The organism is Psychrobacter sp. H29, assembly GCF_059073055.1.
The window spans coordinates 904,362-920,965 of record NZ_JCACRY010000001.1 but is presented as its reverse complement, the minus strand read 5'-3'; the positions used below and the strand labels follow the sequence as shown (position 1 = coordinate 920,965).

Annotated in this window: 8 protein-coding genes; 6 read left to right on the top strand and 2 right to left on the bottom strand. The window is 43.3% G+C overall.

All coding sequences use genetic code 11. The features are described from left to right. Positions 1 to 313 precede the first annotated feature (313 nt). The 3 genes from AC5JP1_RS03685 to recD all read left to right on the top strand — a co-directional run bounded on the left by AC5JP1_RS03685 (position 314) and on the right by recD (position 11,655). On the top strand, positions 314 to 4,834 hold the full coding sequence (locus AC5JP1_RS03685; protein WP_493843170.1) for an exodeoxyribonuclease V subunit gamma: 4,521 nt from the start codon (positions 314 to 316) through the stop codon (positions 4,832 to 4,834). A gap of 61 nt (positions 4,835 to 4,895) precedes the next feature. Next, positions 4,896 to 9,392, top strand: a complete 4,497-nt coding sequence (locus AC5JP1_RS03680) for a UvrD-helicase domain-containing protein (protein ID WP_493843169.1) — start codon at positions 4,896 to 4,898, stop codon at positions 9,390 to 9,392. A 70-nt stretch (positions 9,393 to 9,462) separates the two neighbouring features. Beyond that, complete coding sequence (recD, locus tag AC5JP1_RS03675; RefSeq protein ID WP_493843168.1) at positions 9,463 to 11,655, top strand: exodeoxyribonuclease V subunit alpha; 2,193 nt, start codon at positions 9,463 to 9,465, stop codon at positions 11,653 to 11,655. Between the two features lie 92 nt (positions 11,656 to 11,747). Here recD and AC5JP1_RS03670 read toward each other — a convergent pair whose 3' ends face one another. Both AC5JP1_RS03670 and AC5JP1_RS03665 read right to left on the bottom strand, forming a co-directional pair. Then, entirely contained in the window at positions 11,748 to 12,311 is a 564-nt protein-coding gene (locus tag AC5JP1_RS03670; protein WP_319051655.1) for a hypoxanthine-guanine phosphoribosyltransferase, read from the bottom strand. A gap of 102 nt (positions 12,312 to 12,413) precedes the next feature. Next, positions 12,414 to 13,082 (bottom strand): hypothetical protein, encoded by a 669-nt coding sequence (locus tag AC5JP1_RS03665; RefSeq protein ID WP_493843167.1) that lies wholly within the window; start codon positions 13,080 to 13,082, stop codon positions 12,414 to 12,416. 298 nt (positions 13,083 to 13,380) lie between these two features. Here AC5JP1_RS03665 and AC5JP1_RS03660 point away from each other — a divergent pair, with 298 nt between their 5' ends. From AC5JP1_RS03660 to AC5JP1_RS03650, 3 genes are all read left to right on the top strand, one after another. Continuing rightward, complete coding sequence (locus AC5JP1_RS03660) at positions 13,381 to 15,063, top strand: carbon starvation CstA family protein (RefSeq protein ID WP_493843166.1); 1,683 nt, start codon at positions 13,381 to 13,383, stop codon at positions 15,061 to 15,063. A gap of 115 nt (positions 15,064 to 15,178) precedes the next feature. Further along, positions 15,179 to 15,472 (top strand): cory-CC-star protein, encoded by a 294-nt coding sequence (locus tag AC5JP1_RS03655; protein WP_493843165.1) that lies wholly within the window; start codon positions 15,179 to 15,181, stop codon positions 15,470 to 15,472. A gap of 52 nt (positions 15,473 to 15,524) precedes the next feature. After that, the gene (locus AC5JP1_RS03650) at positions 15,525 to 16,568 is read left to right on the top strand and encodes an ArsA family ATPase (RefSeq protein ID WP_493843164.1); all 1,044 of its coding nucleotides are present in this window, start codon (positions 15,525 to 15,527) and stop codon (positions 16,566 to 16,568) included. Positions 16,569 to 16,604: the final 36 nt, after the last annotated feature.

Sequence of the window (16,604 nt, the reverse complement as noted above, 5' to 3'; positions counted from 1 at the left end):
CCATCAATGGCACACTGATAAATAGAGTGATTTTTTATCCTCTCAATATCTATTACTATCATTACCAATGCGCTTGGGTCATATATATAATAACTTTTGCTCATGATAACTAGCATAACGACCCATATACTAGCAGAAATGCCGTACAGTAACGACTACCAAACATGCATTGATGAGTGTTGTCTTCAGCGCTGTCCATACATGATTGATTGCTAATACGAGGCTTTTACTAGTATGTTTTAGCCTGTCAGTCACAATAAACAGCCTTTCTTGACATTTATATTCTACGCCTACTTTAATCAGATTATTGTCTATGTTTACCATCATTCAGTCGCACCGTACCGAAAACCTTGTCGATCAACTACTTGAACAATACCAGTCAAAAAGCCAGCATGTTTTTGAGCCCTTTATTGTTATTGTGCCCTCGATGGTATTGGGTGATTGGTTGGATAAAACAATTGCCAGCCGCGCGGGGATTAGTACATTGGTGCGTACTAAGTTTTGGGGTCAGTATCAATGGACACTCATGCAAGATGTGCTCACCCGGCACAATGCCTATTTGTTAGAAGCAGATCCTGAAGCGGCTACATTGAATGTGCCTGAAGTTGCTGTGTTGTCACCAACGGTGATGCAGTGGCGCCTGTTTGGTTATCTCACTTACTATCAAGAGTTGATTGTTAAGGATGACACCCACCCAGTACATCCGCTATTGGCATCCTTGATTGATGACCCGCAAGTAGCAACGACGCAAGAGGGCGTACAACAAGACAATGCGCAAAAAGATAAGGCACAACAAGACGCCCGTATTTGGCAGCTGGCAAGTGATTTGGCAAGAGTGTTTAATCGTTACTTAACACACCGTGAGGATTGGCTTGCGCTATGGTCACATAATACGCCGCTCAATGTAGACGCATTGATAGCAGATAAAGATGCGTTATCACTACGCTTTGATCAGTACGCACGCGGCACGCCGGAGTGGTTGGTGGCGCATTATGTAGAGCTTGAGGCAGCGCAGCGATTCTTATGGTCGCATCTGTTTGCCGACGTGCATCAACACCGTGTAAGCATTGAAAACACTTTTTGGTCAGCTCTGGAAAATAATAACGCGAATGAGCGTGCTCAGTTGCCCAAAGTATTGCGTATTTTTACTATTCAGCAACTGCCGCAAACCGAGCTCGATTTTTTGCAGCAGTTGTCCAAATATATGAAAATCACGCTATTACATTATAATCCTTCTAAGCTATTCTGGGCAGATATTGTCGATAAGTCTTGGCTACAGCGCCAGCAAATCATTAACCCTGAAAGCGTATTTTTACGTGATTATGGACATAGCTTACTGTCACGTTTGGGCAAGCAGTCTCGTGATACTTTTGCCATGCTTGCCAATTTATCAGGTAACGAGCAATATCAAGATGATTTGGTAGAGTGGCACGATAGTTTTGATGATGATCTGAGCCGTATCAGTGATGAAAGTGAGCACAGCATGGCTGATTCTGGTCGCTCTCAAGCCATACAAAACAGCCCAAGTTTATTGCGACGTTTGCAAAATGACGTATTGATGCTTGATGAGCAATCGACCCAACAAGCTGCGGCAACAACAGTTTCTCAAGCCGTAAATGAGCAAATAGTGTTGGGCGCTGAGCCAGAGTCGCCATGGTATGACGATGACGTACTAGAAAACAAGCGTTTTGAAAAGGATCGTTTGTGGGCAATCTCTGCTCAAGACAATAGCCTAAGCATTCACTCCTGTCATAATTTGCAGCGTCAGCTTGAAGTACTACGTATTATGATTGGCCGTTGGCTCAATGAACCTATTAAAACTGGTGAGAAAAAACGCCATATATCAGATATCGTGGTGTTATTGCCAGATGTTGAACGTCATCATGCGCTGATTGGCTCTATTTTTGTTAGTGGTAAGGGTCAAGATGGCTTGACCTTGCCTGCTAAAGTGACGGGCGTTGTCGATGCTGATATCCGTCAGTTGTGGGAAGCGATCATTGGGTTTTATAAGCTGCTCGGCAGTCATAGTGCCCGTTTTGAGGCGGCCGAGGTTTTAGACTGGCTGATGCTACCGCCCTTGTTTGAGAGTTTTGGATTGACCCGTGAGCAAATGAGCCGTGGCTGCGATTTGCTGCTAGAAGCTGGCTTTGTTCGTGGTTTTGATGAGCGTCATCTGAAACAAACTCTAGATATTAACGACTATGATTATCGCTTTAGTTTTGCGCAAGCATTAGATAGGTTGACCTTGGGTCTTGTGATGCCAGAAGCAAATCTCAGCGACTGCTTATACGCTTTAAAGGAGGGAGAATGGCCAGGTACTGCTGTGCCCGAGATGAGCTTGCCACTGGCGCAGGTCAGCCTAAATGATGCCATGATTGTAGAAGCGCTTTGCCGTATATATACAGGTTTGGTGGCAAGGCGTGATGATCATACACAAAAAATGAAAGCAGAAGATTGGTTAGATCAGATTGAGACCCAAGTGATCCACCGCTACTTTGGCGATGTCGATCAGACGCGTACGATGCGTGCCATCTATAATGCGATGAATGGTTTTAAATCAAGCTTACGGGCCAATCGTCACTATAGACAGTACTCTAGCGGTGATATTGACAACAGAGAAGTGGAGCAAAAGCTGGCAGGCGTTGAACAGCTGCCACTAAAGCTGAGCTTTATGCTAGACAGTATCGAAGCGGAGCTTGAGAGTCAGCAGGTTAGTGCGGAGCCTACTGGAGTGATTACTTTTGGGCGGTTTGGAGCGCTCAGAAACGTGCCTTTTGAACTGGTGGTGATGCTCAATATGGATCTCTCTGAGTTTCCTGGACGTGATCGTGACAACCGGTATGATTTGATGAAAGCGACCAATTCACGTCGCGGTGACAGAGTCAGCGAAGATGACGACAATGGGGCATTTTTGGATGCGCTACTGTGCGCTCGCAGTGCATGCTGGATGTTCTACAATGGCCAAAGCTTGACCGATACCCATGAACACCTACCTGCCAACCCAGTAAGTGAATTGCTACAATTCTTGCAAGGTGAGGTACAGTGGCAGGTCAACTCTCTTGATACGTTGCCTGAAAGTATTGATCCAACGACAGAAAGCCTTAAGCGTTATTTACCAAGACTCATCAAGCAATGGCTGGTCACTGAGCACCCAGCCCTGCCTTTTCATAAGAGCCTATTTGAGACAGATATTGAACATGCCTCTGAGCCACAGACTGACACTTACAGTGTTAATCTTAATTCAAACAATGCTACTGACAATGTTCAGAATAGCAGTCCTACCGCTGCGGCCGATGAGCTAGACAATTTATTAAGTAAAGCTATGCGAAGCACCAAACTTGCTCAGAAAAAACAATTCCCACCTGCGCCGCTGTGGCACGCTGTTTTTGAGACACTACAAAGAAGAGAAGCCAGCAAATACCCACAACTGGTTGGTTTGCCTACAAAAGCGCAGTATGAGTCAATAGCTAAGCTGCTTGGTCGTAGTATGGGTCAGCTTGGACAGGTAGATGACCAAACCATGTCTACATTGGCTGATATGCTGGGTCTAGAGACACTTTTAGGCAATAGCGATACTAACAGTATGAATAGAGCAGCGCTTATCCAAGCAGTATCTGATAGCGTATTCAACATCGGTGAGATCGATGTTGAAGGTATGTTGATATATCAAGTACGCCATCCCGCCAAAGCTTTTTTGCGTACCCAAAAGGTACATGTGGTACAAGGTGAAGGTGCGTTAGCACATCAGGAACCGCTATTTTTGGACAGCTTAACGACTTATCAGATTAAAGAGTATTTAATCAATAAATTGGCTGCTGATAAGAGTATTGACAATACTGCTCCGCAAGATATCTCAACCTTGATGTATCAAAAAATTATCCCAGCAGGGGTAGCGCGCCAAACAACCTTGCCTAACCAACAACAAAAGCTGCAGCAGCAGTGCGTAGAGTTTGAAGAGCAATTAATTGCCAATGGATTTGGGGACAGTAGCGTGCTAAGTGAAGGCGTAGAAGACGATATTACAGGTCTACGACTACTAACGCCCACCGCCGAGCATCCTATTCAGGTGGCGCTGCCAATAATCTTGAATGGTACTGATAACGAAATACTGTGCAAGCTATTACCCGAAATGGTTAAGATAAAAGGGATGGTGCCGATATCACAGTCACAACCACAACCACAACCACTAGCACCATCAGTCCCTATAAATAATCATGCTAGCCGCGCTGCTGTTGAGACAGCGACTGCCTATGCTGAGCAGTCACCCAAGCAGTGGTTAAATATATTGCCCAATTCTGCCAGTCCAAAACACCTACTCAAGTTTTGGCTGTCCCATCTATACTGGCAAGTAGCCAGACGCACCACGGCTGAGCAAGTGGCGTTGGATGATGGCGTGAGTATTTGGCGCTTTAATAAACCCACCGCACAGGTAAGTGCCTACAAGAATGTCATCGCATTTCAGCTAAGCCCCATCGTCTATGAAGATGCGCTGATCGAACTGATAAAATGGGCAGTCTTTGGTAAGTTGTCGGGCCAAGTCCCCATGACATTACTGCCTGAATATGCATTAAGTTATTTGGATAAGTGCTCAAAAGTAGAAGAAAGTGAGGGCGAGAATGCCACCAGATATTGGCCAAAACGAGGTGACTTCTCAGACTGGCTAAGACCTAATTATAACTCAGACAAGGTATATGACACTTGCTCTCAGCATGCCATTTGGCAATACGTATTACGTGACCAAGATGCATTTAGAGCGTTATCAGCATCACTAACCACTTTGGCGCAGCCATTGTATGCGCCGATGTTTACGGCACTAAAAAAATTGGATAACTAGTGCTTAGTGTCTATTTTTATTCTTTTGATCTCATTAATAATAATTAAAAGTATGCGCTTATATGACAGATTTTACTGATACAGCCGATATTACTGAACCTTCTGTACAACCAAATCTATTTGATGATCATTCAGATGTTTTGGGTGACTTAGGGGCTATAGCTGAAGAAAAAGAAGAAATAGCGCCAGCGGTTGCGGTTGCATTAACGGGTCGGCATCTTATCGAAGCCTCAGCAGGTACAGGCAAAACGTGGACGCTGACTGGTATTGTGCTGCGACTATTGATTGAGGCACGGCGTGCGCCAGAGCAAATCATCGCCACAACCTTTACTCGAGCTGCCGCCGCCGAAATGCGTCAGCGCATCCACGACCGTCTGGTAGAGTTCTATCAGCTATTACAGTGGGTCAACAACCTGAGTGCAGATACCAATAATAAAGATAACTTATATCCCAACCTATTGCAGGTACTGCCTGACAGTAACGATAACAATAATAACAAGGGTAAGTCGGAAAGCAATGATTCAAGCGTCGAATCAAATACCGAAATAGATGCTGATGAGTTTAATCAGGATGCTAGCCATGATAAGCAGATGGCTAGAGAAAAGCGCGCACAAGTCAAAAAACAGCGTGAAGAGTGGTTAATAGAGCAAGCCGAACATGTACGCCTAGATGGCATCATGCAAGATCCCGTGAATCTGCACTTGGTCGGTTATTTGCTTGATCACGTGTATAGCTATCCTATGGCAGAGGCGATCCGGCGCACCGCACTAGTGTTAACGACGTTAGATAAGCTATTTGTCGGAACGCTCGATAGCTTGGCTCAAAAGTGGCTGATCGAGTACAGTAGCGAAACTGGTCATCAGCAAGGTATGGCGATTATTGAAGACAGCAGTATCGAGCAGGTTACCGATAGTATTATTCACGATGAGCTGCGTCAGTTTCAAAGCCGTTTGTATCATGAGCAGCCCAAACTGTATGCGCTTATGGATCAGCAAGGTAAGCTGACAGCAGTAGGTGATCATAAAAAATTCGTTTCTCGCTCGCTTAATTTTATTTCTGCGCCGATTGATGAGATAACGCTAGAGCAAGGTTTTGATTTCAATACGTATGAGAAATTTATTTATGAGTTTGCCCAGTTAGATTTAGCAGATATCCAACCTTACCTAAGCCTTGATTACAGAAAATCTCAAGGATTTCGTGGAAACTCTAATTTAACCAATCATTTTGATGCTCTTGTCGATGTTCATCAAAAGGTAGGGCAATATCAGCTGACATTTAGCAGTTACTTGAATGAGCGTGAAAACAAGATATTAACGTCTTTGCAGGATGCCAGATATCCAAATGAAGACGGTAAAATTAAAAACTTTAATAAGAATAGGGAGAAAGAGCATCAGTCCCTTTTTGAGTTAGAGACCATTAGTAAGTTGATGGCGCTCTTAGATATGGTTGAAGGGTTAAATCAGCATGTTTTATTGGTTTTAGCCAACCTTAATCGTCATATCGTGCTTGCGGTACGCAATAGACTGCCAGTGATTTTAGAGGAGCGAGGGGAGACGACCTTTAGTCTGCAAATGGTGCGCTTAAACCAAGCACTAACGGGTCGGCAAGGCGATAAGCTGGCGCGTTATATACGTCACCATTACCCCATTGCATTAATTGATGAGTCGCAAGATATTAATGGCGAGCAGGCCATTATGATCGAAAGTATCTATTTTCCAAAGAGTAAACGCAAACAGTCGGATAATGACAAGCAATCTACCGCCAAAAAATCCAACCATGAGTTTTTACTGCTGGTTGGTGACCCAAAGCAGGCGATCTACGGGTTTCGTGGCGGTGACGTGACCAACTATAATTATATGAAAGCGCAGTTTGACAAAAGTACCATTTGGACGCTCAACACTAACCGGCGCTCCACTCTCAGTTTGATTAATGCCCTCAACTGCTGGTTTGGTATACCTACAGCAACAACTGCTGAGAACAAGCTGGCGCAGCTAGGTAGTGGTATTTATTATCAGCACAGCAAAGCCGCAAAAAAGCAGAGTGAATTGTCTTGGTTTAAGAATTCAGACGCAAAAGATAGTGGTTTGATGACAGAGGTACTCTCTACTCAGCCAGTGAGTGTACTACACTTGCCTAATGGAAAGGATAGCGAGCTTGACTATGATGAGTATGAAATCACCGCACGTCATATTGCTAGCTTGCTCAGTAGTGGTCAGACATTAAACGATCAGCCGATTCAGCCCAGTGATATTGGGGTGCTAGCCCGTACCAAAAAAGATCTAAAACAGGTTGAAGATGAGCTAGTCAAACTGGGCGTACCCACCTTGACCACCAGCGACGTCAGCATCTTTGAAACGATCATGGCAGAAGATATCGCAGCGCTACTTAGTGCCATGCTATACCCGTATCGTCATGACATGATTAATCGAGTGTTGACCAGCCATCTGTACGGACTGAGCATCAAAGATGTCCAAGCTATGATGACGGATCATGAATCAGGTGTGGTTGAGAGTGATGACAGACTTAATAGTATTAATCCAAATAGTAGCGATGTTCAAAATATAGAATATAAAAAGAGCTATCAGGATTTTATTACGTATCTAAAGGAAGGGGCACAGCGTTGGCAGCACTTTGGTATCTTGTCAGCGCTGCACTATTTATTGGATAGAAGCCCCATACAGTCACAAGGCGTTTGGCAAGCTCTAGCCGCTCATCCAGAAGGTGATCGACATATCATGGATTTACGCCATGTGATGGATGTATTGGCACAGTATGGCTTAGGCATGGGTGAGCATGAGCTGCTGGCTTGGTTTAGGCAACACATAGAGACCGCACCCAATAGTGATTGGGCGAAGCAGTATCCGCTACCGACAGAGTCTGGCGTGCAGCTCATGACTATTCATAAGTCAAAAGGGCTTGAGTTCCCCATTGTCTATGTACTGGGTATGGGAGACGCCAGTAGGAAGTCAGGCAATAATGAGAAGCATGGTCTATATCTATATAATGCCCAGCAATCGCCTTCAGCGTTAGTACAGCAATCCACAGAAGGTCAGTCAATAGGTAATCAGCGCCGTTTTTCTGCGTTACAAGGATCTGCCACTAAAGATGCTTACTTCACTGATATCGAGACAAATGAAGGTTTTGATGAGCTGCGCCGGCTTGGATATGTGGCATTTACGCGGGCTAGTGAGCAACTTTATGTGGTGTTGCGAGATCCCAAGAAGAATACAAATCCTGAATTAAGGCCAGTATTTTATTGGTTTGACTCTGCAGACGCAAAATTTGAATTACCTGACAGGCTAAAAGGCACGATAGGCATGCTTAGAGGGCATAATATCAATGAGTTTTATAATAGTCATTATGCTAAAACAGTAACGTCGACAGATACCAAGCTTACCATCGCACCCACGACAGAAACTATTGAGTATGCTGCTTTTACTGATGTCATGAAAACGAGCTATTTTTATGGTTGGGCTAAGACCAGCTTTACGGCGTTAGCTCGTCAGCTAGACGAATCAACACAAGCAATGGCTGTCGTAGATGAGCGTATTGATGATGCGATAGATATTGATATGGCAGACACTGCTGGATTGGCTGAGTCTTATCCTAATAGTAGCCTTAATAGTAATGCGTCTCTCGACAAAATTGATGAGATGAGTCTTAAGTCTGAAGACGATATTCGCTTTACCTTCATAAAAGGCGCTAATGCAGGTACGTTTTTGCATGAGATATTCGAAAAAATTGACTTTAATAACAAATTGCAGTGGTCTGGCGTGATCGATAGAGCTATCAGTAGTTATCAGCTACCGCTGGTGTATAGTAGTGCTGAATATCAAAGCCGTAGAGCACAAGGCAACCGAGAAGAGAGTGCTGTCTCACTTAACGCTGACGCAATAGATACAACGAAGCACGAGGCGTTGATTGCTTGGATTGAAGAGGTACTAAATACCCCCTTATTGGCGTCCAATCAACCCTTATGTGCTCTGGATGCAGGACAGCGTTTTGCCGAGTTAGAATTCAATATGGGACTGTCAGAGCGCTTTAAAGCAGAGGATATCAGTAAACTGTTTCAACAGTATCTACCGGATGACACAGACAAACATGTCAATCTCGTGCCGCAAAATAGAACGCACTTGTATCGTTACTTGCGCGGTGAGATTGACTTGGTTTATGAACATGCTGGCAAGTATTACGTAGTCGATTATAAGAGTAATTATTTAGGAAATAGCCTAAGCGATTATAATGAAAGTACACTCAAAAAAGCCATGTCTAAAGCAGGCTACTGGCTACAAGCAGCGATTTACCAAGTAGCATTACATCGATTCCTTTCAATGAGAATCGCTGATTATGCGGGTAATGAGGACAAGTATTTGGGAGCGGTAGAGTATATCTTCCTACGAGGGGTATATAACCCCAACGGTCAAGCAGCTGCTACCGTATCGCAAGCGGCTAATGAAACGAGCGAATCACCCTACAACGGTCGCTATGGGCTCGTTATTTGGGATATTCCAATTGATTTTATTAAGGGGTTGGATGCGCTGTTTGGCATGCCTGACTAGTGGGCTCTGTACAACGATTTGATACCCAAAAACATTATATTGATTCACCAGATCATCACAGAGACATATCATGAGTAACAAGAGCAACAACAAAAGCAAAGCGACGGTTGGCCTACAACAAAGCTGGGCCAATACTATTAGTGACTATATTCTACTGCGTCGCGGGCAAACCTACTCAGCGTATCAAGCGATAGATATAGAAGCTGATACTGGTAGCAGCCTAACCGATGATCCAACCGATAAGTTAGAAGACAGCTACTTATTTACTGCTTTATTTATGATACTAGCAACTCATTTAGAGGAGGGGCATACTGTATTGACTATCACCGCTATTGAGCATGAAGTACCGTTACAAGGTCAAATTAACCATGAAGTAGTCACGCTATATGGCTGGCAGCAACAGTTATTGGAAATGCTAGCTATGCCGCTTTTTGTTCTGATAGATGATGTACAGCCAAGTGATGACGCTGGCGCCGAAATGTCCTTGTTTGATTTATTAGATACTTTATTTAGTAAGCGAGATCAGCTTTGGACACAGCTCTCGCTCAGTAACCATGAAAAGGACATGCTAAACAAGCGTTTTGATACGATTGCTATGCTATATCAAGTACTAAGAGATATGGATTTAGTTTCTTTCATGCATTTAATTAATGTTCATGCTTTGTTCGAAAAAGTTGAAACTAGTAGCAATAATAATAAAAATAGCCTAAGCAAAAAAAATAAACCAATTATATACAAAGAAATCTGCAACAAAAGTGCAGGAAGGTCTATAACTTTTTGGCTTCATCGTGCGTGGCAGGCTGAATTTAATTTAGCAAAAAATATCAACAATATTTTGAATCAACAAGTAAGCCCTCTACAAATAACAATACCTGAAAGTCTTCACGAAAATCAGATAAAGGCGATTAATGTCGCTAACAATAACGCGTTTAGTATTATTACCGGTGGCCCAGGCACGGGCAAGACATATACTGTGGCTCAACTAGTGATCGCACTACAACAGGCTTCAGAGGGTAGGGGTACTGAAGAGAATATTATATTTAGTACAGATAGTGCCAGCTTAGCGTTAGCAGCACCAACTGGGAAAGCAGCGCAGCGTATGCAAGAGTCTCTACAAGTGGCTCTAGATGCAGCAGATGTAAAGCTGCAATTGCAAGAAGCGAAAACGATTCATCGTTTATTAGGTATTGGTCGAACGGGTAGTCCACGCTATGGTGCTGATAATCCACTGGGCGAAGATATCATTATCGTTGACGAGGCATCAATGTTAGGGGTTGAGCTTGCAAATTATCTTGTCAGTGCGGTAAAACCAGGCGCAAGACTTATATTATTAGGAGACGCCAATCAACTAGCAGCAGTCGATGCAGGAGCAGTATTGGCAGACCTGTGCCGCATTCCATTACTACAACCTATACATGCGGAGTTAACTGAAAGTCGCCGATTTAGTGCCGATTCAGGTATCGGAAGATTAGCTTACGAAATCAACAATACAAAAGCAGACACAAAAGCAATTTGGCAACTCCTAAAAAATGATAACGCATTGAACTTTCAACATATAAATACGATCCAGACAGAAGACTCTAAAGGTAACAAACTAGTAAATAGCCTAAGCAATGAAAAAAATATTTTAAAAGTAACAGAGAGTTATAAAAACTATCTAAGAAAAGTAAAAAGTCTTTTGAAAATTCCGATAGAAAAATCTGTGCCACATTCGGTAAAAACTACAGTCGCATCACTAACAGAAACCTTCAACGAATTTAGAATTTTGAGTGCTGGTCATAGTGGAGAATGGGGCGATCATTATATTAATAATTATCTTACCCAGTGGCATCTGACTGAGCTAAAACTACCACTCGGTCAAAACACATGGTTTCATGGTCGCCCAATCATGGTGCTACAGAACAATTATGAGTTAGGACTATTTAATGGTGATATTGGGTTTTGTTTACAAACCTCAGATGATAAGAGCCGTTTAGAGGTGTTTTTTGAAAATAAGACGCAAGGGATTGCGGTCAACTTACTGAATGAGGAACTAATTGCTACAGCATATGCAATGACTATCCATAAGTCACAGGGGTCTGAGTTTGATCATGTGGCAATTACTTTTGACAACAGCCATACTAGATTACTGAGCAAAGAGCTTATTTATACAGCAGTCACGCGTGCCAAGAAAAAGGTGACGATATATAGCACCAAACATGCTTTTGAAATAGCAGTTAAGACGCCAACGGAGCGTCATACTGGTTTAGCCTTGCAGTTTTAGCTATTGTAGTATTTATTCTGTTTTTCATACAATAAAAAAGCATCCAAGTTGGATGCTTTTTTATGATTGACACATTTCAAAGAGTATAAGGCTTACACTTTATCTTCTTTGATAGCATAAATACCGGGTAGGTGACGCAAGTAACCGTGGAAATCCATACCACAGCCATATACATAGCGATCCGCCACGTTGATACCTACAAAATCAACGTCAAAATCTGCAACTTTACGCTCGTGTTCTTTGTTTAATAGTACACAGCACTCAAGTGATAACGGTTTTTCTTTGCTTAGCTCTTCGACAACGGCTTTTAGGGTAATGCCTTCGTCAAAAATATCATCAATCAACAATACGTGCTCGCCCTCAATGCTCACGTCAGGCTTGAATTTCCAGTCGAGGTCATTAGTACCTTCGTTGTCACGATAACGCGTCGCATGGATATAGTGCATACGATGATAGAACGTCAGGTGGGTAAGTAACTGGCCAGCTGGAATCAATCCGCCATTCATAACAACCATTACAATTGGGTTCAGACCAGCGTAGTGTAGATTGAGCTGAGCGGCTAGGCGCTCATAAGCAGCGGCTACTTCGATACTGCTGATAAGGCACTCTGAGTTGCGTAATGTTTTTTCGATTTCTTGGTTACTGATTTGGGTCATCGGGTGCGCCTTTGGTAAAAAGTGCCGCTTATTTTAGCAAATTTTAGTGAATTTGCCCAACGTCATAAAGCGTTTAGGACAAAATTAATCTAACTTTTGGGGTTATTCTGGCTTTTCTACAATAAATGGGCGGTAATAATTTGCTAAACGGTTAAGCGAGTCATTGGGTAGATCAGGTAATAGCTTATTGAGAGCCATATTCATGCCCTTATCAATTGCCGATTTCGCAACCGGTACTGACTTACGCTTGATCATACCGAGCTTTAGCGTTTCGGCATAGCGAGTCACAAAATGGGTTAGTGTGGCATCGTTCATCGTTTCTAGTGCTGTCTTGAATTTGGCTCTATCTACGTGGTCTGGCGTGATAGCAGCAAACCCTTCAACGATGGTTTTTGCGTTTGTTTCAGACAGTTTAAAGCCGACCCGTTTGGCTCCCTCATTATCGATAAATGTCGCATGATCTCTCAAAAAATGAAAGCTCGGTAATACTTCTTCGTTATTTTCTTTACCCAATAAGATATTGAGTAGGGTATCGGTGGTACTTTCAATCGTTCCAACGATTTTACGCATAGATGCTTGACGCTCAGGGTTTGGAATAATCTCTACCAAACCAATCAATAAATTGTCCGTCAAGTCACGAGCAGTCTGATGTGTAAGCGCGTCGCGATAAGGATAATATTCCACATGTTCATCTGAAGCAACGACTTGTTCGGCCTCACTAATTAATGCTTTTAATTTATCTGAAGGGTGGAATCCAAAATAATGTGCCATTGCGCTTCCTTTATTTGTTGTTTTTCATCTCTTACATACGTTACATTTGTCGTGAAATCGGTTACTATTCAACCAGAATTTTAAATAAAGACTCACAACACTATATGCTACTTAGTGACGTGCTCTAATTGTAAAATGCAAGATTGTACTGATATTTGTCTTTCGACATTCCTACGATTTATCCAACTATGGGTGAGATGAGTCACTCACCGCACACTAATTTAGCATATTTTTTATATTTTGATTTAAAAAGCTTGAACTTATACGGCTACCTACTACTTGTCTAGGGAGAGATGAGATGAATAGTGCTATTGTACTTCTATTCGGCGTTGCTGCCATGCTGTGCGGCTACGTGTTTTACTCAAAATTCATTGCTACTAAGATATTGGCATTGGATAACAGCCGTCCCACGCCAGCACACACTATGAAAGATGGGGTCGATTATGTCCCAACCAATAAGTATGTGCTTTGGGGACATCACTTTACATCGGTGGCAGGTGCTGCACCTATTATCGGTCCTGCAATTGCCGTCATTTGGGGCTGGGTACCTGCCGTTATTTGGGTAGTATTTGGTACCATCTTTATGGCTGGTGTCCATGATATGTCTGCCATTTGGGCAAGTATGCGCAACAGAGGTCAATCGATTGGCTCTATTGCTGGTACTGTCATGGGCACGCGTGTCCGTAGTCTGATGATGGTTGTGATTTTCTTGCTATTGCTGATGGTCAACGCCGTATTTGGTGTCGCTATTGCAAACATGATGATCAAAACCCCATCTGCTGTACTGCCAGTTTGGGGTGCCTTGGTAGTTGCGCTTATCATCGGTCAGTGTATTTACCGCTACAAGATGAATCTCGTTTGGGTATCTATCATCGGTGTTAGTGCACTATATGGCCTTATCTATCTTGGCCCTATGTTCCCGATTGTATTGCCTGAGACTGTCTTTGGACTGCCTGATAATGCGGTCTGGATTATTATTTTGTTCAGCTATGCAGCTGTCGCCTCGTTGTTACCTGTATGGATGCTGCTTCAGCCTCGTGATTACATCAACGGATTGCAGCTGTTTGTCGGTTTGATTCTGTTATATGCTGCTATTTTTATTGGTACGCCAGACATCGTGGCGCCAGCGATAAATACAACATTGCCCGTTGATACACCGTCACTTATGCCACTATTGTTTGTGACCATTGCTTGTGGTGCGATATCTGGATTCCATGGACTGGTTGCAACAGGGACGACATCTAAGCAGATTGATAAAGAAGAAGACGCGCGTTTCGTTGGTTATTTTGGTGCATTAGGTGAGGGCATGTTGGCGCTGGGCGCAATTTTAGCAGCAACAGCAGGCTTTGCGACACTCGGAGATTGGCAAGCGGTCTATCAAAAATTTGGTGATGGTTCTATCGGTGCCTTTATTGATGGCGGTGCGACGATTTTGAATGCTGGTGTGGGTATCGATATGGTGTTATCACAGACGATGCTTACAGTTATGGCAGCATTGTTTGCAGGTACGACCATGGATACTGGCGTACGCTTACAACGTTATATTTTCCAAGAGTTTGGCGAGTTTTATAATTTACCAATACTGAATAAAAGTGTCGTAGCGACGTTGCTTGCTGTTGGTAGCTGTTTACTATTAGCCTTTGGTGCTGGTGGTATTGATGGTGCTGGTGGTATGATTATTTGGCCATTATTCGGTACGACTAACCAGCTCATGGCAGCCTTGACCTTAATGATTGTAACGGTCATTTTGCTACGTAAAGGCAAGCCAGTCTGGTACACCTTAGCACCGTTGTCGTTCCTGTTGGTTATGACTGTTTTTGCACTACTGATTCAGTTAAAAACCTTCTTCACGGATGGAAATTGGCTGCTGATCATTATGGATATCATTATCTTGATCGCTACAGTCTTAGTGACGTTCGAGAGTCTATCCGTACTCCGTAAAGAGTGGTCGATACACAAAGGTAAAGGCAGAGAGGTTTAAGCTCTTAGCTGTCTAACATGTTTACCAAACAAAAACGCTAGCAGCAATTGCTGGCGTTTTTTGTATCATATAGGCATGATAGATAACAATAAATAAGAAAAGGGGTAAGTATATTATGGAAGATAAAAATATCTTAGCAGACACCAAAAGCGCCCAACCATGGTGGCAACGGTTTGCTGCTGGTCTAAATGAGTTTTATCATGCGCCTTATCGACAGACAATGGCACGAGCTGCCCGTGATGAAGAAGATTTTTTTATGCTACTCATGTTTGCTGAGAGTTTGGGCATCGATAATCCTGCCAGCTTTTATACGTTAGAGTTGCAGCCGTTGTTTTTAGAGAACTTTCATGAGTGGCATACGCGTATGGGCATGGATAGATGTCCATTTGATCATGTTGGTTGTTGCTAGTGGTTTGGTAGCTAGAGAAAAATAAAAACAGTTTGAAAAATGAGATAGAGATATGGCATTACATCCCTTACATGGATTCGTAGAACAGCTAACGACACAACCGATTATATTTATCGGAGGCAAGGGCGGTGTAGGGAAAACCACCACTGCGGCTGCACTTGCCAGCTATTACGCAAGCCAACAGCAAAAAACCTTAATTGTTTCAACCGATCCCGCACACAGTTTGGGTGATGTCCTAAATACCCGTTTAAAGAACGAGAAAACAGTCATCTCTCCCTACCTAGATGCCATCGAGTTAGACCCTGATATTATCGTTGACGAGCACTTTGCCCAAGTTGAGCGTACGATTAAGTCCTATGCCAATCCAGATATGATGCCCAAAATTCGTGAGCATTTGAGACTATCAAAGTCAGCACCTGGTGCCCAGGAAGCAGCGATGCTTGAATCAATGTGTCAGCATTTGGTTGCAGGCGCGAGTGCAGGTTATGAACATATTATCTTTGATACTGCACCTACGGGACATACCTTAAGATTATTGGTACTACCAGAGATGATGGGAGCATGGACAGATGGTCTACTAGCGCAGCAGCGCAGACAAGCCAAACTGCGCTCAGTGGCGACGCATTTGGACAGTCATAATCAGAAAAGTAATCAAAAGAGCAATCAAACCGACTCCCTTACAAAAGAGGTGCCAAACCCATTTGCAGCAAAAAAATCTGACCGCTGGGAGCAGGCGGTATCAGTGCTAGAGAGGCGCAAACAATTATTTCGGCAGGCAGGGTTGCTACTACATGACCGCGCCCAAACCTCAATTGTGTTGGTTATGACTGCGGATGTTCTGCCGTTAGCAGAGACTAAGCGAGCTATTGAACAGCTAGAAGAGAGCAAGCTCACGCCAGCAGCGATAGTTATTAACCAGCTGATAACGCCCACTCAGTCGGATGAGTTTTGGCGCCGCCGTGCGGAGCGCCAACAGCAGTTAATGCAGGATATTGAAAAGAATTTCTCCAAGTATCCCTTGTATCCGATTTATCTACAGCAAACAGACGTACGCGGCACAGAGGCATTAAGTGCTTTATTGGAGGCACAAAACTAGCGGCACAAAACTAATGTAGCCCTATTAGGTTTTGCT